This is a genomic window from Bacillus cereus group sp. MYBK245-2 (assembly GCF_051916145.1).
Taxonomy (GTDB): Bacteria; Bacillota; Bacilli; order Bacillales; family Bacillaceae_G; genus Bacillus_A; species Bacillus_A pacificus.
In genome coordinates, this window is sequence record NZ_JBQAGB010000008.1 from 65488 (window position 1) to 91076 (window position 25589).

Below are 25589 nucleotides of genomic sequence, written 5' to 3' on the forward strand. Positions count from 1 at the left end.
GACACACCTATGATTAATCAAATTGGACAAATTATGCTATATGTAAATAATCAAGATGAAGCAGTACAATTTTGGACTGAGACAGTAGGATTCCAAATTATTGCGGAAGAAAATAACGGACAAGGTTTTCGCTGGATTGAAATTGCGCCGTCAAAAGAAGCAGGCACAAGCATCGTCCTTCACGATAAAGAGTTAATTGCAAAAATGCAACCTGAATTAAACTTACATACACCTTCACTTATGTTCTTCTCTAACAACTTAGATCAACTGTATAAAGATCTTTCTGAGAAAAATGTTACTGTTGGACAAGTTGTAGATTTACCTACTGGCAGAGCTTTTAACTTCGCTGATAACGAAAACAATTACTTTGCGGTAATGGAACGCAAATAATAGGCCAAAAAATGGTTCTCCTTTCATACATATACATTGAAAGGAGAACCATTTTATATTTTCTCTATAGTTTTACGCTTCTTTCTTCTATATAAAGCAATTAGAAATGCACCTACAATGATAGCACCTGCTCCTATCATTCGTTTATCTACTCCAACAACTTCCTTAATCTTTTCTTTTTCCTTTTCGTCATATGGAACACGGTGTCCTCGAACGAGTAACCTATGCGTGTTTACACCATATGGCGTACATGTAATTAGTGTCACATAATCCTGACTTTCAGCTACTGTTAAATCATCCGTTTCTTCTGGGAGCACTACTTTAATTTGATCTACTTTATATGCTAATACTTTATCTAAAGAATGAATATAAAAAACATCCTCCTCTTTTAATTTATCCAAATCTGTAAATAATACAGCAGATGGTAACCCCCTATGTCCAGTCAAAATAGAATGTGTTCCTTCTCCGCCAACTGGCAAAGAGGAATTCTCTATATGACCTACCCCTCTACTTAAAACATCCTCAGACGTTCCATGATATATAGGAAGCTTCACATTAATTTTAGGAATTTCTACATAGCCCATTACTTCTCCTACATTCAACATATCTACGTAAGAACTGGAATTTCCACTCTTATCGGAACGAAATGGATCTGTAACGGTCTGTCTCTCCCGTTGTAGTTTCTCATTGTACTCTTTCGCTTCTTTTTCTTTACGTTTAATCTCTTCCCTTTGCAGCTCTTTCACCTTTTTGTCATATGTACTTACTTCAGAATAATGCGCTCTTGTCGCTAACCAATTACTCACCGTCGGGTATAAAAAAATACTAAGTCCTACTAAAAAGATGCATCCAAAAATAATATTACGTTTCATAATATACCCCTTTATTATGCATATGTAGTTCCATTTATCCCGCTATTTACCGGGCAGTAAATAACGAAAAGAGGAAGATGTTCTTTCTCCCTCTTTTCTCCCTATACTCGTACGCTTATTAAGCTTTTCTTCTTAAGAACATAAACGCTGCGCCCATTAATACAAGGCCAACTACTGTGAAGAGGATTGTCCCAATTCCACCTGTTGCAGGAAGGATCCAGCCACTCTTATTATTTTCTACAGTTAATTTCACCGTTTGGTTATCCTTATCAATCTTAACTTTAATTGGCTCTCTTAATTTTTGATAAGATTTCACTTCACCTTTATCAGTATACTTCGGTGCTTCAATTTCAACGATTTCGTATTCACCGTAAGGGATGTTGTCCCAATTAATAATCCCATCTTTATCAGATACGCCGACAACGTCAACACCTTTTACTTTTACAACTTTACCATCTTTTCGTAATTCAAATTTCGCACCTTCTAAAGCATCTTTAGTTGCACCGTCAATTTTTTTCAATGAAATTTTGCCATCAGTTACGATAACTTTTACAGGAGGTGTTGTTGTTTCATCGTCTGGTGGTGTTACTTTATCACCAGTTTCATAATCGATTTTTGCTATATTTTCTATTACTGTTCCACCGTTAATATCTCCATTTACTTTCGCCTTGATTTGCAAATGTAGTTCTTTTTTATCTTTTAACGCTGCAAAATTCTCTACAGTCACTGTCACTAATTGACCTGCAGCAGTCTTTTCACCTAACGTCACTTTTACAACATCAGAAGATACTTTTTCACCATCAATTGTAACAACTGGTGTACCGATAATTGTTAATCTTGGATCCATGTTATCTGTTATTACGTATTTCTTGTACAGATGAATATCACCTGGTAGTTTCGTTTTAATGTCGTATGTGAATTCTTCATCTACGTTAATTGGTAAACCATTTAAATTACCGTTAATCTTCTTATCAATTGTCGGTTTTTTATAGTTTATAATTTTATCTAGTTTTACAATTTCCCCATAGCCTGCTTGACCGTCTTTAGGGAATGCACCTGATTTTTCAACTTTAAATTCATATTTTTTAGGATCTAAAACATACCCTTCTAGTGCTTTTGACTCTTTGAAATAATATTCTCCATACAATAAACCGTCAACGCGGATTTTACCATCCTTATCTGTCTTTAGATCCTTTAATTCTTTTCCTGCTTTATCTACTACTACTTTATCAGTCCCTTTATGATATAGTGTGAACTCTACATCTTTTAATGGTTTGCCTGCATCGTCTACTTTCGTTAATTCTACTGCTCCACGCTTGATTTCATTTTTTGGATAAATATGAACGTCGTAGTTTAATTTTTTACCTTCTTTATCAGTCATTGGGATATCAATTGTATATGGCTCTGTATTTATATTTACGTTATCTGGACCGCTAACTTCTTTCACTAAGTAACGACCGATTGGAAGGTCCTTAAAAGTTACTGTACCATCTTCACCTGTTACGTCGCTAATAGGTGTTGCATTGTCAACTTTCTCAACAGCTTCTTTTACAATTTCTCCATTTCTTTCAATCACTTTAAAAGTTGCAACTTTTACAACTTCATACTTTACTCCTTTTATCGGTGTTGCCCCTTCAGGAACTTTCTGACCAGGTTCACCAGTTCCTGCTTCACCTTGTTGTCCATCTTTTTCATGCGCATATTTATGAATTGTTAAAGACCCTTTTGTCGGAACCTCATTTGCAGCAAATGCACTTGGCAGCGTTGAAAGCATTAATATAAATGCTAAAACCATACTAAATACCTTTTTCATACTCGTATTGCCCCCTTTATATTTTATAAATTACTGTCCCCTTTTCGGAAATAGAGAAATAGCGTTAACACAATGAGTAATGTGCTAAATAAGTAAATGAGATTTGTTCCAAACCCTCCTGTATTCGGAATGACCCATTCACTCTTGTTGTTCTCTACTTTCAACTTTTGCAAAGGTGATGTAAGTTCTACATGAATTGATTCCTTCAAGATCATGTAACCTGTCGGTGCTTTTATTTCTTTAATTTCATATTTACCGAATACTAGCGGTTCAGAAATTGCTTTTCCACTTTCATCGGTTACTAATTTTCCGACTACAATTCCATCTTTATCGATAATTTGAAACTCTGCATTTTTCAGTTTCAACGTATGATCCTTTGCATCTACTTTTTCAATTTCAATTTTCCCTGACGGAGGAGGTTCCACTGCTATTTCTACTGATGGTTTTTGTGGAGAAATATTATCTCCTTTTACCGTACCTACGTTCAGTATTTTTTTATCTTCATAACCATCTTTTATCTTCACTTGAAATACGATTGTATGCCATTCGGTATCTTGAATGTCTCCAAGTTTCCCTATTACTTTTCCAGCCTTATAATGACCACTGTCAGTATCTTCGGCATCCGTTACTATATTGCCATCCACCCGAATTGATCCTGGTACATATTCCACACCTTCTGGCAATTGGTCTTCTACTAAAGAATTTCTTATGATGCTATCTTTGACTGTATTACGAACCTTAATCGTATATTCAATCGTATCTTTTACTTCATACTTCTTACCTTGTGGTAAGTTCTTTACTTCTTTCACTGATTCCACTTTCGGATTCTTATAATCTACTTTTACTAGTTTTTCAGGTTCCTGCGGTGTAATGTTCTCTCCTGTTACCTTCGCTTTATTTACTATTTCTTTCCCTGCTTGATTCGTTTTCACTTTCACATGGAACACTACTGTATGCCACTCTGTATCTCGAATATCTCCAAACTTCCCGGTTATTTTTCCAGTCTTATAATGGCCACTATCCCCATCTTCAGCATCTGTGACAACCTTCCCATCTATTCGAATCGTCCCTGGCACATATTCCACACCTTCTGGTAATGGATCCTCAATAATAGCATTGTTTATCACACTACTCGCTACGTTATTACGCATTTTCACTGTATATTCAATCGTATCTCCGACTTCATATATGCTCTTACCTTGCTGTAAGTTCTTCGCTTCTTTTTCCGTTTCTAACTTTGGATCTTTCGGTTCTATTACAATAGATTTCTCTGGTTCTTGCGGTGCAATATTCTCACCTGTTACTTTTCCTATGTTACGAATCGTCTTATCTAACTGATCCGATTTTACTTTCGCTTGGAAGGTGACCGTATGCCATCCTGTATCTGTAATATCACCTAAATTCCCAATCACTTTACCTATCGTATAGTGGCCGCTATCTTGATCTACAGCGTCCGTTACCGCTTTTCCATCTACCTTAATGGTCCCTGGTACATAATCTACCCCGTTTGGTAATGAATCTTCTATTACAACCTTTTTCGCAATGCTATTCTCAATTTTGTTACGCATTTTAACTGTGTATTCAATTGTATCTCCGACCTCGTACCTACTCTTACCTTGTACATTTTTCACTTCTTTAACCGACTCTATTTCAGGGTTTCTTGCAATAACCTCGTTTACAACTTCATTGGAATTTGTATATTCCTTTGAGCCCTTCAACAAGTTGCCATAATCTATTCTTGCCTTATTTGTAACTTGCTTTCCAATATAACTTGGTAAAGCCCTTACTTTAAATTGAACTGTAATTCCATTTGGATCCTCTTCTGTATTTTGTACATCGCCTAATTTAACAGTGACTTTTTTGTCTTTATAAAAGCCTGCATCATTATCTTCTGCATCTGTTATAGCTTTTTCGGTTCCATCAGCTTTTAGTTTTATGGAGCCCGGTACATATTCTGTTCCATCTGGAATCATGTCAGTGAACATTGCTTCACCAGCAACATCTCCGCCGTGGTTTTTAACGTTCACTGTATACGTCAACTCATCTCCCGCATACACTTTTCCTTCTGGACTTACAGATTTTGTTGCCGTAACACAAGGTTCTGTTCCTAGGAAAATATCATCTAGGAAATTTCCTACTGATAGGACATTTCCGTATGTTTTGACAGCCTCAAAACCAAATCGAGTTAACGTTTGACCTGCTGGAACTGTATAAGTCCCGCTATAGCGACCCCACGCTTTATTATCATCTTCCATCGTTTGAATAGTAGGTAAGGAAGTAATATTCGCACTTGCTGATCCGATACGAACTCGCATCGTATCTTTCCCATCTCTTCCCCTATGAGCTAATCTCCAATAAATCGTTTGCCCTGGAGTCGTTTTCACATCTTGATATAACATTCCAGGTTCCCTTGCATTTAGTTCGGCAAATTGCTCTCCTTCTGCTGGAAGTGGTGAAGGCAATGGTATTCTATCTCTCGTTCTCCAAATTTCGATTACTTTATAGCGATCTGTCGTTCTCCAGCCCTCTACATTATCTTGATCAATAAAAATGTCTCTAGTTATTTTTGGCTTTTCAAATCCACCATTTTTAAGTACAACTCTATTTTGCTTAGCACATGTATTATCTACCAAACTTGCTGGTCTCATATCTTTTATCCAAGAAAATGTTCCAAGTTTCTCCTCTTGAACCTCTGCAGGAATATTTTTTGCTACATTTTTTCCATACGGCGGACCTGGGTCAAAATCTTTCACAGTTTCCGGATTCGGTAGCTCTATTGCAGAATCTATCTTCGTATCTTTCGATTGTTCTGCTGTAGAATCTACCACCTTATCTTTCGGTTGTTCTACCGTAGAATCTACTCCTTTATCTTTCGGTATAGATTCTATCTCTGCGTGCATCGTTATGTTGCCAATTAAACTGATAGGTATATCCGCGAACACTAATAAAAGCATTAACAATACTAAAAAGGATTTTTGTCTTCTTAGCTTCTTTTTTCGCCTCCATATGTTCATATACGATATCCCACTCCTCCCCAGACTTCTTGACTTGTTACTACGCCATGTGCATTGTACTTTCCATTTCAAAAAGGAAAATTAATTTACATCATTAAGAGTGAGAATTGGTAGCTTGCAAAGGAACGGTTCATCATTATACGTATAAGAAAATTTACTGAATGAGCATTCAGTAAAAAGTTCAAACAATCTAACATATAAACTATGTACGCCTTCTCTTCCTACCTTAAAAACATTTGAATACCTTTCCTTCCATGTAAAACAATGCCAATATTTAATTTGTACGTTCATTATATTTATTTCCAAAAAACATTTCCATAATATTCTAACAATTGGTATACTCCAATTTTAGAATATTCAAACTTTTATAAATGCAAATATACAATAAAATGTATAATAAAAATAAGCTATCCGAAAAAATCGGATAGCTTATTTCATTTTAAGAAACTTGTTCTACATTCGTTTCTCTATGCTGTATATGGCTCGTGATCCAAGCAATTCCGCCAGCAACAACGAGATAGCATAACAATATTAAAATTTGCATTTGTAATTGCGACCAATCTCCTAAAGAAATCACATCTTGCAATCCTCTAAGAGAATGGGACATTGGGAGAAATCGTCCAATCTTGCTAAGAACAGCTATATTTAATTCTCCTGGGAAAGTCCCACCGCTCGTCGCTAATTGCAAGACGAGAAGCGTTACCGCTAAAAACTTTCCAACAAGACCAAACACCGTTACTAACATAAGAATAAACGTCATGAACGTAAAGGAAATAACGATACTTGATAAAACAAAGAGTGGCACACTTGCAACTTCTAACTTCATAACTCCTAGCACAACTACATCCACAAGTAATGCTTGAATAAGTCCAATTACATATACCAATCCTAATTTATTAATAAAATGTACCGTTCCGCTTACTTTCATATTTTGTCTACGGCCAAGCGGTAAAATATTTGATGCCATAATTCCGCCAACATAAAATGCAAGCGATAAGAAATATGGTGCAATACCTGAACCGTAATTAGGCACGTCAGAAACTGTTGACTTCACTAATTGAACCGGCTCTGAGAACATCGTATTGCGTGCATCATCATTGCGAACATCCGCTATCTTCTCTGCGCCCTCTCCTAATTTCGTAGAAAGTTCTTTCGCACCATCATCAAGTTTAACAAGTCCGTTCGTTAACTGATCAGCACCATGATTCAGCTCTGTTCCGCCACTCGCAAGTTGATTTACACCTTCTTGTAATGATGTAAATCCAGCTCCCCATTTCGTAAATCCACTAGCTAAATTTGTAGCACCATCTGCTATCTTTTTCGTTCCAGCAGTAGCTTCATTTAACTTAACTCCGAATGTATTCATACCTTCTTCAACCTTATGCTGACCATCTGCAAGCTTCTGAGCACCTTGTGTCAATTGTTGCTGGCTATTACTTAAAGTGTTTGTTGCTTGAGCTAATCCATTAGAAGTAGCAACAATCTTTTGAAAAGCAGGATCTTGCTGCACTTCTGGATGACTTTTCACGTACTCTTCTAATTGTTGTTTTACACTATTTGCTGCATTCTCCGCTTTCACTTGCCCTTCAGCAAGTTTCTCACTTCCGTTCACCCATTCATTTGTACCAGCACTTAATTCACTAACCCCTGATTGTAAGGTTTTTTCACCTTGCGTCAATAACTCCATACCGCTATGAAGTGAGGTTGCTCCTTGACTTAGCTCATTTGCTCCGTCAGTTAAGGCAGATTGGCTAGAAGCAAGTTTGTCACTTCCCTCTTTCACTTTTGATGTCCCGTCACTTAAACGATGAATACCATCTGCGAGCTGATTTGCCCCATCTTTCGCATCTGTCGTTCCTTCATGTAACTTCCCAGCACCATTACTTGCATCATTCAACCCTTGTGCTAAGTCTTGAAACTTTGAAAAGACACCTTCTGTATAAGATTTCGTAATACTATTTGAAATTTTTGTTTTCATATTTTCAACAGCTGTCGTTCCAATTTGCGCTGCTACAAAGTTTTTACCCGGATTTACTTTGTACTGCAATTGTGCTGGTTCTGGTTTCTCATCCATAAGTGTACTTACCTTTTTAGAGAAATCGGCCGGAATCGTAACAACCATATAGTACTTATCTTCTTTTAGCCCTTCATCAGCATTTTTTTCTGATACGAAATGAAAAGCCAGTTCCTTATTCTCTTTTAAATTTTTTACAAAATCGTCTCCTGCATGAATTGTTTTCTCATCCATTGCAGCACCCTTATCTAAATTTACAATCGCAACAGGTAATTTATCTAATCGTCCGTACGGATCCCAATATCCAGCTAAAAAGAACCCTGAATAAATTAAAGGAACGATTAATAAAAAAATTAAAGCGATACGTCCATGTTTATGGTGCCACATCGCTTTCCAATCTTTAAATATAAGTTGAATTCCCTTCATGAAACATACTCCTTCTCCTAATTTAACACCATTAGAATGGTTTAACAGATTTACTATACACGTCCATTTTCATACTGTATAATACATCTTTAATTATCAATCCATTCCTTTTGGTCTATAGAAAGGAGAGTCAAAATGGAACTTCTTCAACTAAAATACTTTCAAACAGTTGCACGATTAGAACATATGACAAAAGCCGCTGAAGAATTGCATATCGCACAGCCTTCGCTCAGCAAAACAATTGCTAGACTAGAAAAAGACTTAGGCGTCCCGTTATTTGATCGCCAAGGTCGACAAATTACATTAAACTCTTTCGGGAAAGTATTCTTAAAACGAGTAGAGCGCATTTTTCATGAATTAAGTGAAGGCGAACGAGAAATTAAAGATTTAGCTGACTTACAACAAAGCTCTATTACGCTGGCCGTTTCTATTCCAAGAATATTACCAGAACTACTCGGTTCTTTTTTACTAGAACATCCTAATGTTCGATTCCAACAGTTTCTCGCATCTACTCCTTCTATGAAACGACAACTAGATAATATAGAAATTGACTTTTGCATTTCTTCTGTGCCAATTGAAGGCGAGGAGATTATTTGGGAACCACTTATTACAGAAGAAATTTTCTTAGTCGTCCCTTCAGGCCACCGTTTATCAGAACGTGAAAGTGTATATCTACATGAAGTAAAGGACGAACCGTTTATTAGTATGAATACTGGTTATGGATTTCGGCACTTAACAGATGAATTTTGTAAGGAAGCTGGCTTCACTCCACATATCGCTTTTGAAGTAGATGAACCAACTGTGATTAGCGACCTTATTAAGCAAGGCCTCGGCATCGCCTTTGTCCCAAGTTTAACTTTATTAAAAAACTCTACTTTAGCATTAAATAAGTTACGTATTATTGAACCCGTTTGTAAGCGAACGATTGGCTTAAGCTGGTCAAAAAAACGTTACTTATCGAAAACCGCTCAGCAATTCCGTGAATTCGTGATTCATTACTTCTCCAATATTAGGACGTAAAATGATATCCAAAAATAAAAGGTGCCATCCCCATAGGGTGGCACCTTTTATTTTTCACTCTTCTCTAATTCTATTTCAGCTAAAAGCGGCAAAACATTATCAAAAATATGCGTATTGTTATTTTCGCCTGTTACGTATCCACCGTAATATCTACTAAATACATTGTCATTTCGAAATGTGGCCATATGATCATATAATTCCTTTGCAAACTTTGTATCACCTGTTTGTAGTACGTACAAAATCGTTAATCCGTAAGCGGCTGGAGATTCATAATTCACAGTTTGCTTTCCCGTTTCTAAATTGTAACGACCGTATAGCTTTCCATCCTCCTGGAATTTCTTCTTTATAAATTCCAAATATGCATCTGATGAAAGCCCGCCTAAACTACGATGATATGCAACGTATGATTGGTCAATAAGATTCACTTCTTTGTCGTACGTAAATGTACCATCTGCTTTATACTCTTTCGGGAATGCCCATCCACGCCTTGGATAATCTGCTAAAAATTGAACGACTTTCTGATATTGCTCAGCAGAAACTTTGCCATACTTTTTCATATAGGAGAATGCGCGCGGATTTATATATGACGTTGTTGCAAAATCATTTTGTTTCCTTGCATCTGCATCATAATAATCAACATAATAATTACCTTTCTTATTATAACGAATTACAGCATCACTCAATTGATCTGCCAAGTTTTTATAACGCTCTTCCTTGTACATTTCATAAGCGCGATATAACTGTTCTATAATACGAAGATCATCGATAAGTGCATTTGTAGCTGACTGCATTTCTCCCTTTTCAGAGATTTTCCATAAAACAATTTGGTTCTTATGTACAAAGTTATTTTGAATAACCTTAACTTGTTCATCAAATAACGCTTGATCGTCTTTATCCAATGTATATTGTAGCCATAGTCCTGCTGATTCCGATAAAGCTTCACGGCCTTTCGCTTCACCGGTACCTGCTTTTGTATCTTCTAAACGATATGTAGCAAGCGTTCCATTTTCATTCACCATATGTCTTAAAATAAAATGTTCCGTACGGTTTCCTTGCAGAGCTGACCAAAATACAATTCCACCTAAAGCGATTAAAAGAATAACTCCGATCACTATATATATACGTTTCCGCAAACTTTTCACCTGGTTTGAAATTCTTATAAAAATCTATAAATTGTTGGCGAACCAAGTCAAATGCCAACTACCGAAAAGGAATCTCACCTTTTTCCTGTCCGTAAGGGTTGTGACCTTTTCATCCACCTATTGTGAAAGAATGACGGCAGGTTCCTGTTAGGAACGATCTGTCCTTGCATACTACCATTCATCCAAGTCAGTAGTATGCAAGAGGTTATAAGAAATAAACCAGTACCCCCCTTCTCATTTAAATTTTAAATACGAATTGTTGATTGTTCATATAAACAATTTTGTGAAGAATGCTCCACAATTTCCAATTATGATATTCTTTCCACGTTTGAATTGTTTGTAACCATTTTTTATATACTTTTTGCGTATTCTTTTTACTTTCTTCCATGGAAGCAACAAGAATACGCAGTTTTGTTGTAATTTGGTTTTTTAATAATAATATAATTTCTTGTGGTAATTGTTCTTGCAATTCTAATCCACGTCTTGCGATCGTGAATGCGGCTGCTTCATGAACGCTAATACCGAAATTTTTACTATATTTTAATTTTCCGATCACACTTGTATAAGCGGGGTTTACTGTTTTAACAGAAAATCCGTTACGAAGAGCCATACGAATTAAACTGTTCAACATCTTTTTATACGTAAATTGATGGAAATTACGATTACTGTATTTGTCAGTATCATGAGATTGTTGAAACTTTAAATCTTCTAAAACAATTCCACCTACATTGTTTTCCAATAACCATGTTTTAATTGGTTGTACGATTTGTCCAATTATCGTTGCGCGTTTGTTTGTTGAAAATGTATTCAGATTGTGTAGATAAAAAATTTTTGAACCTTTAAAATTACCTTGTTTTGTACATAAACTAACTGCAATGCGGTCCGGATTTACATCAATTCCTGCAATTACATCTGATTGTGGTGTTTCCTTGAAATCTAGTACACGACCTATTTTTGTTTCATCAAACGTAATATTTACATAAAATTCATTTTGTTTACGAATGATTTCTACACTATATTTTTGATGCTCTATAATCGGTTTTCCTTTTGAATTTACACCGATTTGCTTTCCCATAACGACATTTGTAATTTGATGATAAAAACGATATGGAATCATAATCGGAACTTTGATTCGGGGGCTCTTTGTTTTTCCATTTGTTCGTTCTAATGGATTTGCAATTTCTAACCATCCTTGCCCACAATCATCAACTGTAATGCGCATGTTCAAATTCCCTTTTTTACTTTTATCTCCGCGAGAATATAATTGCCTTGTACGTAAATCTTTCCATTCTTGATTAGATATCTTATCTTTCATTCTTTCATAGAAATTTTTCCGTCCACCAAAAATAATAGGAGGTAATGTTCCATTTTTAATATGTGTTTCATACATTTCAATTTTTTGTTCTAATTTTTGTTGTCTTTTTCTTAATCCAATTAGACAAATTTCTAATGAAACTTTTTTTGGGTTTTTCCTGCCACTTTCATAATCATCTTTTTTTTGTAATGTTTTTTGTAATGTTTTTTCTAATTTTTTTTGATTGTTTTCTAGGTAAACAGGAAGAAGTTCTTTTTGGGAGGAAAGGATGGTTTGTGCTTGCAAAACTGCATCTTCACAAAAACGTTTGTTTAACAAATATTTAAGTTGTAGTTTTTTAATCAATTCTTTCTCGTTTTCTCCTTCAATTAAACGATTAAAACTATATCGTTTTGCACTTTCGAACGTACGGATCAAAGTAATTAAAGCTTCCGTTTGTTCTTTTGTAATAGAATTGATTTTACAAGCACGTGTTGTTTTCATCCTTTTCCCCCTTTTCATCACCTGAAAATATTATAGGTTGAATTCTGTAAAATATAAAACCTGTAATTGTAAATTTTTATAGTTTTTTATAGATTCTTATTTACTGTTATTTCCTCCCTAGTAAGGCTATCCTTAATTTTACCAGAACATACGTAAATGTAAAAAAGACAACCTATTAGATTGTCTCCCGTTCCTCTATCACTCACAAGCCTCTTTAGAAGGTCTATATAACGATTCCACGAGTCGATCATACTCACTACGTGTAATCTCTTTATTATACAGCTTCAATAATAAATCTCTATGCTCTTTTGAAAATGCCATCTTTTTAATGACTTCAGGATACATCAAACATCCTCTCCATTTCACATAAACTTCTTCACTTCAAAACAGAACTTATGTTCGCATAAAAGATTATAAAATATTCCCGCTAAAAAAACAAACAAAACATGAAAAACTACATATTTCTTTTTATTCAAAATATTACAACATTATATTATCATATTCACTTTTTAAATACATATATATTTTTGGTAGTTTTTTTGAATAAATCTTCCAATTCAATCAGAAAATAATGGCAAAAAGAAGAGGAGTCTACATATGGATACGGTAACATTAGCAAGAGCATTTTTCGGTTCTTCACTAGCATTCCACATTATCTTCGCAACACTTGGTGTCGGACTTTCATTAATGATTTTTATAAGTGAAATACTCTATCACTGGAAGAAAGATTCCGACTACGCCATTATGGCGAAAAGATGGACAAAGGCCTTTGCCATCCTTCTCGGTGTAGCAATTCCAACGGGAACAATCGTTGGTGTGCAAATCTCACTGCTTTGGCCTGGTTTTGCCAAAATTGTTGGGCAGGTTATTTCTGTGCCCTTTCAAATTGAGATTTTCGCCTTCTTTTTAGAGGCTTTGTTCATGTCCATTTATGTATATGCAGCTGACAAACTACCTCCATTCATGAGATTAATCTCGCTATTCTTCGTCATGATTGGTGCCACGGCATCTGCCGTGCTTATTACATCGGCAAATACATGGATGAATACACCCGCGGGCTTTTCAATGGGGCCAGATGGATCCGTTTTTAACGTTGATCCGTGGAAAGCTTTCTTTAATCCGAGTTTTGGCACGAGCGCATTCCACGTTGTGATTACAGCCTACGCAACTGGAGCTGCCGTCATTGCCTCTATCGCCGGATTTAAATTATTAAAGAAGAATGTAAGTGAACGTGAAGTGGCATATCATAAAAAAGGACTACTGTTAGGACTCGTCGTGACATTTATTACAGGCGCTACGATGTGGCTTTCGGGACACGAATCGGCAATTGCTTTACATAAGCATTCCCCTGAAAAACTGGCATCTGCTGAAGCTTTATTTGAAACGACATCACATGCACCGTTATCAATTGGCGGCGTTGTAGATCCTAACACACTTGAACTAAACTACGCACTAGAAATTCCGAACATGCTTAGCCTACTAGTAGGACTAGACCCTAGCACTGTCGTAAAAGGACTAAAGGAATTTCCACAAGAAACATGGCCACCATTTTACACGCATACACTGTTCAATTTAATGGTCGGCACTGCTGCCTTTACCTTTGCAGTTGCAGCAATTGCCCTCTTATATTGGTACTTTGTTTACCGAAAAAAAGGAACAGAGCTACCGAAGTGGCTTCTTTGGGGAGCTGCCGCATGTGGACCAGTTATGATGCTCGGCATTGAATTTGGGTGGATTTTCAGCTGTAGCGGTCGTCAGCCATGGACCATTTACGGTATGCAACGTACAGTCGACGCTTCTACACGCGCTGATTTTGTCGGTCCTTTATTTATTCTATTCATCATTTTATATATTGGACTCGGTATTTTAACAGTTTTCGTATTACGGACATTCTTTAAGAAACATCCGCTTACAAATGATTTACATCACGAAGGAGGCGATTCTCGTGCATGAGGAAAGTATTGCAATCATCATCTTATGGGCTCTTATTTTCGTATACAGTATATTAGGGTCCATCGATTTTGGAGCAGGTTTTTGGGGCATGGTATACGCAAAACATCCAACGCTCGCTGCCAAACTTGCCAACCGATACTTATCACCGACTTGGGAAGTAACAAATACATTTCTCGTCTTTGTCGTTGTCGCTTTTCTCGGTTTCTTTCCGAAAGCCGCTTTCACCCTTGCGACAGTCATGTTCGTACCAGTTATGTTAATTTTAATACTCATTGCAATTCGCAGTACATTCATGGTATTTGCTTACTCTGTGCCAAAATATCAGTACCTCCTTCGGGTTATTTCAGGTATTACTGGGCTCTTAATTCCAGCCTTATTAATTACCGTTTTACCTGTTACAGAAGGGGCTTATATTACAATGTCTGAGGGAAAAGAAGTACTCCTGTATGGAAAACTTCTTTCTAGCCCGGTGATCTACTGTTATATGCTCTTTGGGCTAACTTCAGAATTATTTCTTTCCTCCCTCTTTCTTGCTGATTTTGCGAGAGAGCAAGGTTCAGAAGATTCGTATAGAATTTATAGAAGAAACGCCATCATCCTTGGTCCTGCAACACTCGTTACGGCGATTATCGCCCTCGTTGTAATGGATCCGGAAACACACTGGCTTATGCAAGGGCTCATAAAGCAATTCCCGTGGTTTACAGTTTCTATCGTTTTATTCGTTATCGGGTACTCTTCTCTTTGGTGGACAAACAAGAAGTATGGCACACTAGGATACCCTCGCATTGCCGTTTTAGCAGTCGTCGCTCAATATGCATTTGCAAGTTATGCTTACGGCGTTGCGCATTTACCGTATATTATTTATCCTGATGTAACTGTATTTACAAGCTTTACAACGGTCGAAACATTCTATGCATTGCTTATTCTATATGCAATTGGGATTGCAATTTTATTACCAGGATTTATTTTCTTCTGGAATTTATTCTTGAAGGATCGAACTTTTTTGAAGGAAAAATAATATTGTAGGGCCTGTTCCAAAAGGTATTTTGGGATGGGCTCCTTTTGTCATGTTTTGTCGATAAGTCGATATAATTTAAAAATCGCTGATATATTTTGAGTTGCGCCGATATATTTCAATAATCGCCGATATATTTTGAGTTGCGCTGATATATTTCAATAATCGCTGATATATCTCCATAATCACCTATATAAATTTCATTTACTATCTTACTGCCCCATTAATTTCTAGACTCCTCTCACAATAGTTATTTCACTAAGAAAGATACTTGTCCCATAACTTGAAAAACACATATTCATTGCACTCCGTTATACGTCTAGTTCTTCTTATTTTTTGCTGAATATACTACCAATACAAACCTTGAGACAAGCTACATTGCTTTAAGGAAAAGTAGAAAGGTAGGTAAAATATGAGTATTGAAATATGGATTACTATTATTGTATTTTTCTTAACGATGATCGTTATCTTTTGGCGGCCTCGCGGTTTAAATGAGGCGTGGCCAGCAGCAATTGGCGCTGGCATTATCTTGATTACTGGACTTGTATCAAAACCAGACGTCATGGACATTATTAGTAAAATTGGCGGTGCCTCCATAACAATATTAGCAACTATCGTTATGGCGGTTATATTAGAAAGCTTCGGTTTCTTCCACTGGTCCGCAGCGAAACTTGCAAATTTAGCAAAAGGCTCCGGTCGCCGCTTATACTGGTATATTCAATTATTATGTTTTCTTATGACTCTTTTATTTAATAACGACGGTAGTATTTTAATTACAACGCCAATTTTAATTCTTCTCCTAAAAAATCTTCAATTAAAACCGCATCAACAAATTCCTTATTTATTAAGCGGTGCTTTAATCGCTACTGCATCTAGCGCACCAATTGGTGTAAGTAATATCGTAAATTTAATTGCATTAAACATCGTCCATATGACTCTTTATATGCATACTGCTATGATGTTTGTACCTGCAACATTAGGACTATTGTTTATGTCATGGCTTATGTATACGGTTTTGAAGAAAAAACTTCCGAAAAAATTGCCTGTTTCTTCATATGATATCGAAGAAATATTCTTCACGAAAAACTTTCATCCGTTAAAAGGAAAAAATTCAGTTGATACGAAACAAAAACGGACAAGGTTCATGCTAAAAGTATTAGGCTTCGTCTTCCTTATGCGCTGTCTTCTATTCGTTGCATCCTTCTTATCCATCCCAATCGAGATTGTTGCTGTACTCGGTTCACTCGTTCTTCTCATTTGGAGATGGTACTACTTACGAACAAACCCTGTCGACATTTTGAAAAAGACACCGTGGCACATTTTAATTTTTGCTTTCTCTATGTATGTCATTATTTACGGGCTCCACAACGCAGGACTAACAGCAGCGCTTGTCCAATGGCTTGAACCAGTTGTAAATCAGCATCTACTTTATGCTAGCTTTGCAATGGGCGGACTCGTTTCCCTCCTCTCCAACGTCTTCAATAATCACCCTGCACTTATGATTGGTACGATCACATTAACAGAAATGGGACTAGATCCAATTACTTTAAAAACAATCTATCTCGCAAATATCATTGGTAGTGACATCGGTTCACTATTACTACCAATCGGTACGCTAGCTTCCCTCATTTGGATGTATATTTTGAGACAAAACAAAATTAAAGTAAAATGGAAAGACTATTTAAGTGTATCCCTTATCGTCATTCCGCTCACAACAGTCGTCACATTATTCCTGCTATTCTATTGGGTACATCTCTTCTTCGCCTTATAAAGTGAAACTTTAATCAGTGGGGTCTTACTGCCCGCAAATAGCGGGATAAACAACAGAATCCCGCTTTGCTACCGTCTTAGCAAAGCGGGATTCTTCTATATTTAAGTTAGGTACTACAGCGTCGTGATCAATCAAGTAAAGAGGTGTAACGTGTTATTGGTATAAATGACTACCAGTGTCTTTGAATTCTTTCGCTTTCTCTTTCATTCCTTTTTCAATTGCTTCTGTCGTTTCTAAATCATTTTCTTTTGCATATTCACGAATATCATGTGAAATTCTCATACTACAAAACTTCGGTCCACACATGGAACAGAAATGAGCCGTTTTCGCACCTTCTGCTGGCAATGTTTCATCGTGATACTCCATTGCACGTTCAGGATCTAAAGATAAATTAAATTGATCGCGCCAACGGAATTCAAAACGAGCTTTTGAAAGTGCATCATCACGCTGATGAGCCGTTTTGTGCCCCTTCGCCAGATCAGCTGCATGCGCAGCGATTTTGTACGTAATAACACCTTCGCGTACATCATCTTTATTCGGTAAACCTAAATGTTCTTTCGGCGTTACATAACAAAGCATCGCTGTTCCAAACCAGCCAATCATCGCGGCTCCAATTGCGGATGTAATATGGTCATAACCTGGTGCAATATCTGTCGTTAACGGCCCAAGTGTATAGAACGGCGCCCCCTGACAAATATCAAGCTCTTTCTCCATATTCTCTTTAATTAAGTGCATCGGTACATGCCCAGGTCCTTCGATCATCACTTGCACATCATGTTTCCAAGCAATTTTCGTTAATTCACCAAGTGTTTCAAGCTCAGAGAACTGTGCTTCGTCATTTGCATCTGCAATCGAACCTGGACGTAATCCATCTCCAAGAGAGAACGAAACATCATACTGCTTCATAATTTCACAAATCTCTTCAAAATGAGTATATAGGAAGTTTTCTTTATGATGGAATAAACACCACTGCGCCATAATCGAACCACCACGCGAAACGATACCTGTCGTACGCTTTGCAGTAATGGGAATGTAACGAAGTAATACACCAGCGTGAATCGTAAAGTAATCTACGCCTTGCTCCGCTTGCTCAATTAACGTATCACGATACACTTCCCACGTTAAATCTTCTGCAATTCCGTTTACCTTTTCAAGAGCTTGATAGATTGGTACAGTTCCAACTGGTACAGGCGCGTTACGAATAATCCACTCACGCGTCGTATGAATGTTTTTACCTGTAGATAAATCCATAATTGTATCTGCACCCCAGCGAGTAGCCCACGTCATCTTCTCTACTTCTTCTGCAATAGAAGAAGATACAGCAGAGTTTCCGATATTTGCATTAACCTTCACGTGGAAATTACGTCCGATAATCATCGGCTCTGCTTCAGGATGGTTAATATTCGCTGGTAAAATAGCGCGACCTTCCGCAATTTCCTTACGAACAAACTCCGGCTCTACTCCTTCACGAATCGCAACATATTCCATCTCAGACGTAATGATCCCATTACGTGCATAATGCATTTGCGTAACATTTGCACCTTGCTTCGCTCTAAGCGGTTTGCGATCCATCTGCGGGAAAACAGGTGTATGTTTTGAAGCCACCTTCACACCGTCATCCTCTGGTTTCACTTCGCGCCCTTCGTATGCTTCTACATCCCCGCGCTCTAGAATCCAAGAGTGGCGCGGCGCCTGCAACCCCTTTTCTAACTCCACTTTATACTCTGGATCCGTATAAGGACCGCTCGTATCATACACACGAATTGGCGGATTCGGAACGCCGTTTGTATCGCTTTGTTCAATCTCACGCATCGGCACCTTCATACCTTCGCGTGGCCCATCCACATACACTTTCTTACTTCCTGGTAAACTCGATTTCAATTCAATTTGCTCAGCTGAAACAGACTGTTTCATAACCTTTGTTGCCCCCCTGTACGTGACAAGGACGAGATATGGCCAGCGTATGCCAAAATAAAAAGAGCCAGGTCCATAAAAAAATAAGGACCTGGCTCATAAAAGACATCATTATGTAAAGCCGTTAACTTCCCTACGCTGGTACGAGCCAGATCAGGTCCAAAGGGTTAAGAAGTTCACGCGCTTCTCTCTCAGCCTACGCATACGTTAGGCACCCCTAGTTTATCACTGATTTAATTTTCAATACTTTCTCATCATACACGATAATCTGAAAAATGCAAAGTTTATTTCTGTCGCTCTTTACGGAATCATCCAAGTTAAATAATAAGCTTGAACATAAGTCATAATCCCCACAATTATTACGAAGAACAAACTATGCTTTACTGTAAACCGGAATAAATCTGATTCTTTCCCAGCAAGTCCAACTGCTGCACAAGCAATCGCAATCGATTGCGGAGAAATCATTTTTCCAGTTACACCGCCCGTTGTATTTGCTGCAACGAGAAGTACTTCAGATACACCGACTTGCTGCGCTGTAATTGCTTGTAAATTTGAGAATAATGCATTCGCTGACGTATCAGACCCTGTTAAGAATACGCCAATCCATCCTAAGAATGGTGAGAAGAACGGGAATAGTCCGCCAGTTCCTGCTAGTGCTAACGCTAGTGTAGAAGATAGCCCAGAATAGTTTGCGATAAATGCAAATCCTAATACAAATCCAATAGATAAAATTGGCATTTTAAGTTCACTTAAAGTTTCTTTAAATGTTACCACTGCATCTTTTACACTCATTTTCAAAATCAGCATGGAAATGATACAAGCAATTAAAATTGCTGTTCCTGTTGCTGATAATACATCAAACTTCAAAATTGCCTCGTAAGGCGTCGCTGTATTTACAATAGGCTCTGCTTTCATTACTAAATTGTGCAAGCCTGGAACTTCAAACTTAAATACAAGACTTTCTAACGCGCCTCCTGGAGCAAATAATGCTTTAAAGAAACTTTGACTCCAAACGACTACCATAACCGTTAATACGATAAATGGAGACCATGCCTTTACTACTTTTCCCAATGTTAATTTCGGCATCGATGCCGCTGTTGTTGCAGCTACTTCTCTATTTGCTTGCCCAGATTGATAAATTTCTTTCGGTTGCCATACTTTTAAGAACAGCGCTAAACTAACTAAACTCACAAGTGCCGACGTAATATCCGGAAGTTCTGGTCCTAAGAATGTCGCTGTTATGAACTGCGTAATTGCAAATGAGCTACCTGCTACAAGTAAAGCAGGCCACGTTTGTCTTATCCCTTTCACCCCGTCCATTAAAAATACGATAAAGAATGGAACAAATAATGATAAGAACGGTAATTGATGTCCAGCCATTTGTCCAATTTTATGTGGATCAATACCTGTTACTTGTCCGGCAACTGTAATCGGAATACCCATCGCTCCGAACGCTACTGGTGCTGTGTTTGCAATTAAACAAAGACCTGCTGCATATAAAGGATTTAGCCCAAGGCCTGCAAGAAGCGCTGCCGTAATCGCTACTGGTGCACCAAATCCCGCTGCCCCTTCTAAAAATGCGCCGAATGAAAAACCGATTAAAATAACGAGTAAACGATGGTCATTCGTAATAGATAGTACAGATGCACGAATTACATCGAATTGACCTGTTTTCACAGATATTTTATATAAAAATACCGACATAATGATAATCCAAGCAATTGGCCATAATCCATATAAGAAACCATATCCAGTTGCTGCCATCGCCATTGTGAACGGCATCTTATAAGCGAATAAAGCCACTAAAATTGTAAGTACAACTGTAATAAATCCTGCCACATACCCCTTCATGCGGAAAACTGCTAAAGCTAAGAAAAAAAAGATAATCGGAATAAGTGCTACCGCTGCCGAAATCCAAATGTTTCCGAACGGATCATAAACTTGTGTCCATGTGTTCATTGTTCTCTCCCCCTAAAGAATCCCCTTTTAAGTAGAATAACCTCATCAATAGACTATCAGGTCATCATACCTTTCAACCTAAAAATAAAAAAACGTTTAAGAAAACGTTTTCAACAACTTTCATTTATACTGTACCATAACAATTTCTATTTAAAAAGATTTTTTTGAAAATTTCATCCGACTTTAATGGGCAGTAAGATCCCATCTCAAAATTCAGCAAAAGCAAAGAGTTTTGGTGAGGGATCAACTGCCCATAAAAGTCCGATTGGTTCAACTAATAATCAGTGGGGGATGAAAAGCCCCCACTGATTAAAGTTTCACTTTATTATTTAACGAAAAAATCTTACAAAATCGTCATGTTCTTGTCATGTTCATCGATAGAAAGCTCGCTACCTTTCCTGCATAATAAAGGTATAACAACGGATATTATTTATGAGGTGATATATATGAACGGAAACAAAATATTAGCAGCTTTATCATACTTTAGTGTATTATTTGCCCCTATCTTATTCCCGATTATTGTGTGGATTGTGGGAGATGTGGAAACGAAACCACATGCAAAACGTGCTCTATGGACACACATTATCCCAAGTATCGCTACATTCATTGGCATGATTATTTTAGGAGTTATGGGGCTTGGATCTGATCAGCCGGATGTAACATTTGGAATTGGTGCAATGATTGTCTTATGTATTTGCGGAATCATTAGCTTATACTACTTCATTTGGAACATCGTGAAAGGTATTAAAGTACTGAAAGCCTAATTTCCTTTTTAAACAAACGTTTGATTAAAAAGAAAAACCGTCCCAAAATACCTTTTTGGGACGGTTTTTTTATCTTCTGCGTTTCTTCTTTTTTCTCATCATTTTCTTACGGCGCGTATTCACTTTATCCGCTATAATGTGAAGCGTGCTTGCCACAACAATTCCCATTACGAACGTTACAATTTCAACCTCATGTTCCTTCGCCATTTCTATTAAATTCCCGTCGAGCGCGATTACATTTAATAGGAATAAAAACGGAGAAAACACAATTAACATGTATGCAATACGAATCACATCACCAAGTATAATTGTGTGTGTAAAGAAGGAGCGATGCGGCATTACCTTCTTATACGGATACCAAAATATACGCAGGAATCCCCATTTATTATACGCATTACTATACGTATCTAAATCCGGTGTTAAAAATGTAGTACCTACTAAAAAGCCAATTGCAAAAGTTAATAAAAAATCAAAATTTGTTAGTCCATACGAAAAGAGCATAAACAAAACAACCGGAAGGGATATTAAGTTTATTTTCGTATGCGTTCTTCCTGATGGCATAATGCACTTCCTCGCTTACGTTCGCCCTGTCACCATGTGACAGTTCTCACCTATTGATCTAATTTCTGATCGATAAAGGATGTGTCTATATCCGAACCAAACCATTCTGCCAACTTCACTCGCGCCTTATCTTTTACATCATCATCGACGTATAGCGACGCTTGTAATAGCGCAGCCATTAACGCCCCTAAATCATCCGTATAACCAATTCCAGCAACGAAATCTGGAATCGCATCAATCGGTGCAATAAAATAAGCAAGTGCTCCAATTACAATAATTTTCACTCGTTTTGGAACATCTGGTTTCTGCAAAACGTAAAACAACAATAAACTTGCATAAATGACTGACTGTCCTGCCTGCTTTGCGACATGTTTTACCTTCTTCCAAAATGCTTCAACTGAAAATTTTTGCTCCATGTAAAAGCCTCCCTATTTTTTAAAAGAAATAAGCTACAATATGTTTTCAGTAAAAGTTCATCAAAATTACACATAATCTATCAATGAACTTTCATTGTAACAAACAAACCCAAAAAGAACAAGTGTTCGTTAATTTTTACATACTTCCCTTCATATAATAGGTTTCTAGATAACCACTTACCCATTGTCATTTCTTATTTCTCAACAAGAGATTTTTCACTTTCACTTAACATTCTGCTCTACCTTTGTTATATTTTCTAGTTGACGGACATATAAACGAATGTTAAAGTTTTCTCTGGTAGTGACAAATCTTATACAAAAAATGTAAAATGTTATAGTGTTTCTCAGAAATGAATTTTGTTGTATAATACAGAAATGACGTTATGCTTATGAGTAACACAAGAAACTAAAAGGGTATGCATAGTTATAGTCGTATATGGGTGAATATAGAACCTCTAATTATGGCCAAGAAAACTATGTATTTTTTATTTTAGCATTTTTCGCTCCAAAATCGACCAAGCCTGATAGAGAAAGGGTGGAAATGAATGAAAGAAACCTTGAAATCACAATTTCAAAATGTGCGTTTCACTGCATTCGTAGCTTTAGCCTTATGGTTGAAGACATATCTTATTACACGCACAAGCTTTGATTTAAAACTTGAATCTTTCATGCAAGAATTCATTTTATTCCTGAGCCCATTAGCAGCATCATTACTGCTTGTTGGTCTTGCATTATTTGCAAAAGGGAAAAAACGTAACTATATAGCACTTGGAATTAATTTTGTCTTAACAATCGTTCTTGTTGGTAACGTAATGTTCTACGGATTCTATAATGACTTCGTTACTTTACCAGTACTAGGACAAACATCTAACTTCGGAAGTTTAGGTTCTAGTGTAAAAGAATTGTTTAACTACAAAATTATCCTTGCATTTGCTGATATTATCGTATTCTTCATTTTATTGAAGAAGATTAAGAATTTTGCACCGACAGAACGTGTAGCACGCCCAATGCGTTCCCTATACTTCGTGTCAACAATTGCTATTTTCTTCGCAAACTTAGGATTGGCAGAAGCTGAGCGTCCAGAACTATTAACACGTTCATTCGACCGCGTTATGCTTGTTAAAAACTTAGGTTTATATGTACACCAAGTATATGATCTTGGCTTACAAGCAAAATCAAGTTCACAAAAAGCATTTGCTGACGGCAGTAAGTTACAGGAAACAGAGAACTACGTAAAAACAACGCAAAGCAAACCAGATCCAAATATGTTTGGTACTGCAAAAGGGAAGAACGTAATCGTTGTCTCTCTTGAGTCATTACAAACATTCTTAATCGGTGCAACAGTTAACGGACAAGAAGTTACACCATTCTTAAACCAATTTACGAAAGAAAGTTATTACTTTGATAACTTCTTCCATCAAACTGGGCAAGGAAAAACATCTGATGCTGAATTCTTAGTAGATACTTCAATGTATCCACTAGACCGTGGTGCTGTATTCTTCACACACGGTAACAACGAATATACAGCAACTCCAGAAATTTTACGTCAGCAAGGATACTACACTGCAGTATTCCACGCAAACAACGCAACATTCTGGAACCGTAACATTATGTATCCGGCACTTGGTTATGATCGTTACTACAACGAGCTTGACTATAAGATTACGCCAGAAACGAAATTAAACTGGGGATTAAAAGATATCGAGTACTTTGATCAATCTATCGATATGTTAAAACAAGTGAAGCAACCGTTCTATACTCGCTTCCTTACTTTAACAAACCATTACCCATTCACTTATGATGACAATACAAAATTAATTGATGAATACAATTCTGGTGATGGCGTATTTGACCGTTACATGGTAACAGCTCGCTACTTAGACGAAGCAATGAAACACTTTATTGAGCGTCTAAAAGCAGAAGGTATTTACGACAACTCAGTTATCGTATTCTACGGTGACCACTACGGTATTTCTGAAAACCATAACCGTGCAATGGCACAGTTCTTAGGAAAAGAAGAAATTACTGCATTTGACCATATGAACTTACAAAAAACACCGATGTTTATTCACGTTCCAGGTCAAAAAGAAGGTAAAACAATTTCAAAACCAACTGGTGAAATTGACATTAAACCAACTATTCTAAACTTACTTGGTGTAGACTCTACGAATGACGTTCGATTCGGTCATGACGTATTCTCACCTGACAATAAAGGGTTCGTTGTTCTTCGTGATGGTAGCTTCGTTACAGATAAGTACATGTACACGAACAGTACATTCTACGACCGTGCTACTGGCGAAGTTGTACAACTACCAAAAGAAGAATCTCAACCACTTATTGATCGTGCCCAAAATGAATTGAGCATGTCTGACAAAATCATTGAGGGTGACTTACTTCGCTTCTCTGAAAGCAACAAGATCAAAACTGGTGAAGTAAAGACAGCTATTAAAGAAGAAAAGAAGAGCGCTGAGTAATCTCAGCCTCTTTTTTTATATTCCTCCATAAAATTACTTATATTCATTAACTTTAACATTACATAACCTTTACCAAATATTCACATAGAATTAATGAAGTATCTCTATAATAAAATATGTAAACGAGGTTCTATATATTTCTTATCTCTCATCTGTAATAAGATCCCTTAAAGAAATATGTGAATCGTTTATTTCTACTTTCTTATAATTGTCTTTCAATATGTTTTGTTTCCATACACAAAACATTCAATAAGACGATGTCCCTATGAAAGA

General features: G+C 36.9%; 18 protein-coding genes and 1 riboswitch. Of the genes, 7 read left to right on the forward strand and 11 right to left on the reverse strand.

The window, feature by feature from the left end; all coding sequences use genetic code 11:
- Positions 1–9 precede the first annotated feature (9 nt).
- The gene (locus ACTFRN_RS14950; protein WP_000609844.1) at positions 10–390 is read left to right on the forward strand and encodes a VOC family protein; all 381 of its coding nucleotides are present in this window, start codon (positions 10–12) and stop codon (positions 388–390) included.
- Positions 391–443: 53 nt separating this feature from the next.
- On the opposite strand, the gene ACTFRN_RS14955 is transcribed toward ACTFRN_RS14950, so the two are convergent.
- The 4 genes from ACTFRN_RS14955 to ACTFRN_RS14970 form a co-directional block, all read right to left on the reverse strand.
- Positions 444–1262, reverse strand: a complete 819-nt coding sequence (locus ACTFRN_RS14955; protein ID WP_074567482.1) for a class C sortase — start codon at positions 1260–1262, stop codon at positions 444–446.
- Positions 1263–1380: 118 nt separating this feature from the next.
- Entirely contained in the window at positions 1381–3075 is a 1695-nt protein-coding gene (locus ACTFRN_RS14960; RefSeq protein WP_088106314.1) for a SpaH/EbpB family LPXTG-anchored major pilin, read from the reverse strand.
- A 23-nt stretch (positions 3076–3098) separates the two neighbouring features.
- Positions 3099–6089, reverse strand: coding sequence for an isopeptide-forming domain-containing fimbrial protein (locus ACTFRN_RS14965; protein ID WP_254231458.1), 2991 nt, complete (start codon positions 6087–6089; stop codon positions 3099–3101).
- 439 nt (positions 6090–6528) lie between these two features.
- On the reverse strand, positions 6529–8529 hold the full coding sequence (locus ACTFRN_RS14970) for a YhgE/Pip family protein (protein ID WP_440038223.1): 2001 nt from the start codon (positions 8527–8529) through the stop codon (positions 6529–6531).
- Between the two features lie 135 nt (positions 8530–8664).
- Between ACTFRN_RS14970 and ACTFRN_RS14975 the strand changes: the two genes are divergently transcribed.
- Positions 8665–9549: a LysR family transcriptional regulator gene (locus ACTFRN_RS14975; RefSeq protein WP_000421918.1), complete on the forward strand. Its 885-nt coding sequence runs from the start codon at positions 8665–8667 to the stop codon at positions 9547–9549.
- 47 nt (positions 9550–9596) lie between these two features.
- Here ACTFRN_RS14975 and ACTFRN_RS14980 read toward each other — a convergent pair whose 3' ends face one another.
- The 3 genes from ACTFRN_RS14980 to ACTFRN_RS14990 form a co-directional block, all read right to left on the reverse strand.
- Positions 9597–10682: a hypothetical protein gene (locus ACTFRN_RS14980; protein WP_001231579.1), complete on the reverse strand. Its 1086-nt coding sequence runs from the start codon at positions 10680–10682 to the stop codon at positions 9597–9599.
- 247 nt (positions 10683–10929) lie between these two features.
- Positions 10930–12489 (reverse strand): IS200/IS605 family accessory protein TnpB-related protein, encoded by a 1560-nt coding sequence (locus ACTFRN_RS14985; protein ID WP_088106312.1) that lies wholly within the window; start codon positions 12487–12489, stop codon positions 10930–10932.
- A gap of 198 nt (positions 12490–12687) precedes the next feature.
- The gene (locus ACTFRN_RS14990) at positions 12688–12834 is read right to left on the reverse strand and encodes a hypothetical protein (RefSeq protein ID WP_000283183.1); all 147 of its coding nucleotides are present in this window, start codon (positions 12832–12834) and stop codon (positions 12688–12690) included.
- Positions 12835–13086: 252 nt separating this feature from the next.
- Between ACTFRN_RS14990 and cydA the strand changes: the two genes are divergently transcribed.
- The 3 genes from cydA (at position 13087) to ACTFRN_RS15005 (ending at position 17228) form a co-directional block, all read left to right on the forward strand.
- Positions 13087–14442 carry a cytochrome ubiquinol oxidase subunit I gene (gene cydA / locus ACTFRN_RS14995; RefSeq protein ID WP_000381964.1) on the forward strand — a complete coding sequence of 452 codons (1356 nt, stop codon included), beginning with the start codon at positions 13087–13089 and terminating at the stop codon, positions 14440–14442.
- Complete coding sequence (locus ACTFRN_RS15000; RefSeq protein ID WP_000544167.1) at positions 14435–15460, forward strand: cytochrome d ubiquinol oxidase subunit II; 1026 nt, start codon at positions 14435–14437, stop codon at positions 15458–15460. The genes cydA and ACTFRN_RS15000 overlap by 8 nt, the downstream gene beginning before the upstream one ends.
- A gap of 409 nt (positions 15461–15869) precedes the next feature.
- Positions 15870–17228: an arsenic transporter gene (locus ACTFRN_RS15005; RefSeq protein ID WP_000021131.1), complete on the forward strand. Its 1359-nt coding sequence runs from the start codon at positions 15870–15872 to the stop codon at positions 17226–17228.
- 153 nt (positions 17229–17381) lie between these two features.
- Here ACTFRN_RS15005 and thiC read toward each other — a convergent pair whose 3' ends face one another.
- Together thiC and lldP are read right to left on the reverse strand one after the other, a co-directional pair.
- Entirely contained in the window at positions 17382–19142 is a 1761-nt protein-coding gene (gene thiC / locus ACTFRN_RS15010; RefSeq protein ID WP_000814473.1) for a phosphomethylpyrimidine synthase ThiC, read from the reverse strand.
- Positions 19143–19255: 113 nt separating this feature from the next.
- Positions 19256–19371: riboswitch (TPP riboswitch) on the reverse strand.
- 71 nt (positions 19372–19442) lie between these two features.
- Complete coding sequence (gene lldP, locus ACTFRN_RS15015) at positions 19443–21101, reverse strand: L-lactate permease (protein ID WP_049112456.1); 1659 nt, start codon at positions 21099–21101, stop codon at positions 19443–19445.
- A gap of 446 nt (positions 21102–21547) precedes the next feature.
- Between lldP and ACTFRN_RS15020 the strand changes: the two genes are divergently transcribed.
- Entirely contained in the window at positions 21548–21865 is a 318-nt protein-coding gene (locus ACTFRN_RS15020; protein ID WP_014893409.1) for a DUF4870 domain-containing protein, read from the forward strand.
- Between the two features lie 69 nt (positions 21866–21934).
- On the opposite strand, the gene ACTFRN_RS15025 is transcribed toward ACTFRN_RS15020, so the two are convergent.
- Positions 21935–22426 carry a metal-binding protein gene (locus ACTFRN_RS15025; protein WP_001139083.1) on the reverse strand — a complete coding sequence of 164 codons (492 nt, stop codon included), beginning with the start codon at positions 22424–22426 and terminating at the stop codon, positions 21935–21937.
- A gap of 50 nt (positions 22427–22476) precedes the next feature.
- Positions 22477–22842: a YkvA family protein gene (locus ACTFRN_RS15030; RefSeq protein WP_000435502.1), complete on the reverse strand. Its 366-nt coding sequence runs from the start codon at positions 22840–22842 to the stop codon at positions 22477–22479.
- 545 nt (positions 22843–23387) lie between these two features.
- On the opposite strand from ACTFRN_RS15030, the gene ACTFRN_RS15035 reads away from it, so the two are divergent.
- Positions 23388–25316, forward strand: coding sequence for an LTA synthase family protein (locus tag ACTFRN_RS15035; RefSeq protein ID WP_000665328.1), 1929 nt, complete (start codon positions 23388–23390; stop codon positions 25314–25316).
- Positions 25317–25589 lie beyond the last annotated feature (273 nt).

Excerpts from the sequence above, each read along its gene's own strand:
- ACTFRN_RS14965 (WP_254231458.1), bottom strand. The coding sequence starts at position 6,089 with ATGAACATATGGAGGCGAAAAAAGAAGCTAAGAAGACAAAAATCCTTT.
- ACTFRN_RS15020 (WP_014893409.1), top strand. The coding sequence starts at position 21,548 with ATGAACGGAAACAAAATATTAGCAGCTTTATCATACTTTAGTGTATTA.
- ACTFRN_RS15030 (WP_000435502.1), bottom strand. The coding sequence starts at position 22,842 with ATGGAGCAAAAATTTTCAGTTGAAGCATTTTGGAAGAAGGTAAAACAT.
- cydA (WP_000381964.1), top strand. The coding sequence starts at position 13,087 with ATGGATACGGTAACATTAGCAAGAGCATTTTTCGGTTCTTCACTAGCA.
- ACTFRN_RS15035 (WP_000665328.1), top strand. The coding sequence starts at position 23,388 with ATGAAAGAAACCTTGAAATCACAATTTCAAAATGTGCGTTTCACTGCA.
- thiC (WP_000814473.1), bottom strand. The coding sequence starts at position 19,142 with ATGAAACAGTCTGTTTCAGCTGAGCAAATTGAATTGAAATCGAGTTTA.
- ACTFRN_RS14950 (WP_000609844.1), top strand. The coding sequence starts at position 10 with ATGATTAATCAAATTGGACAAATTATGCTATATGTAAATAATCAAGAT.
- ACTFRN_RS14985 (WP_088106312.1), bottom strand. The coding sequence starts at position 12,489 with ATGAAAACAACACGTGCTTGTAAAATCAATTCTATTACAAAAGAACAA.
- ACTFRN_RS14970 (WP_440038223.1), bottom strand. The coding sequence starts at position 8,529 with ATGAAGGGAATTCAACTTATATTTAAAGATTGGAAAGCGATGTGGCAC.
- ACTFRN_RS14990 (WP_000283183.1), bottom strand. The coding sequence starts at position 12,834 with ATGTATCCTGAAGTCATTAAAAAGATGGCATTTTCAAAAGAGCATAGA.
- ACTFRN_RS15005 (WP_000021131.1), top strand. The coding sequence starts at position 15,870 with ATGAGTATTGAAATATGGATTACTATTATTGTATTTTTCTTAACGATG.
- ACTFRN_RS14975 (WP_000421918.1), top strand. The coding sequence starts at position 8,665 with ATGGAACTTCTTCAACTAAAATACTTTCAAACAGTTGCACGATTAGAA.
- ACTFRN_RS14955 (WP_074567482.1), bottom strand. The coding sequence starts at position 1,262 with ATGAAACGTAATATTATTTTTGGATGCATCTTTTTAGTAGGACTTAGT.
- ACTFRN_RS15025 (WP_001139083.1), bottom strand. The coding sequence starts at position 22,426 with ATGCCATCAGGAAGAACGCATACGAAAATAAACTTAATATCCCTTCCG.
- lldP (WP_049112456.1), bottom strand. The coding sequence starts at position 21,101 with ATGAACACATGGACACAAGTTTATGATCCGTTCGGAAACATTTGGATT.
- ACTFRN_RS14960 (WP_088106314.1), bottom strand. The coding sequence starts at position 3,075 with ATGAAAAAGGTATTTAGTATGGTTTTAGCATTTATATTAATGCTTTCA.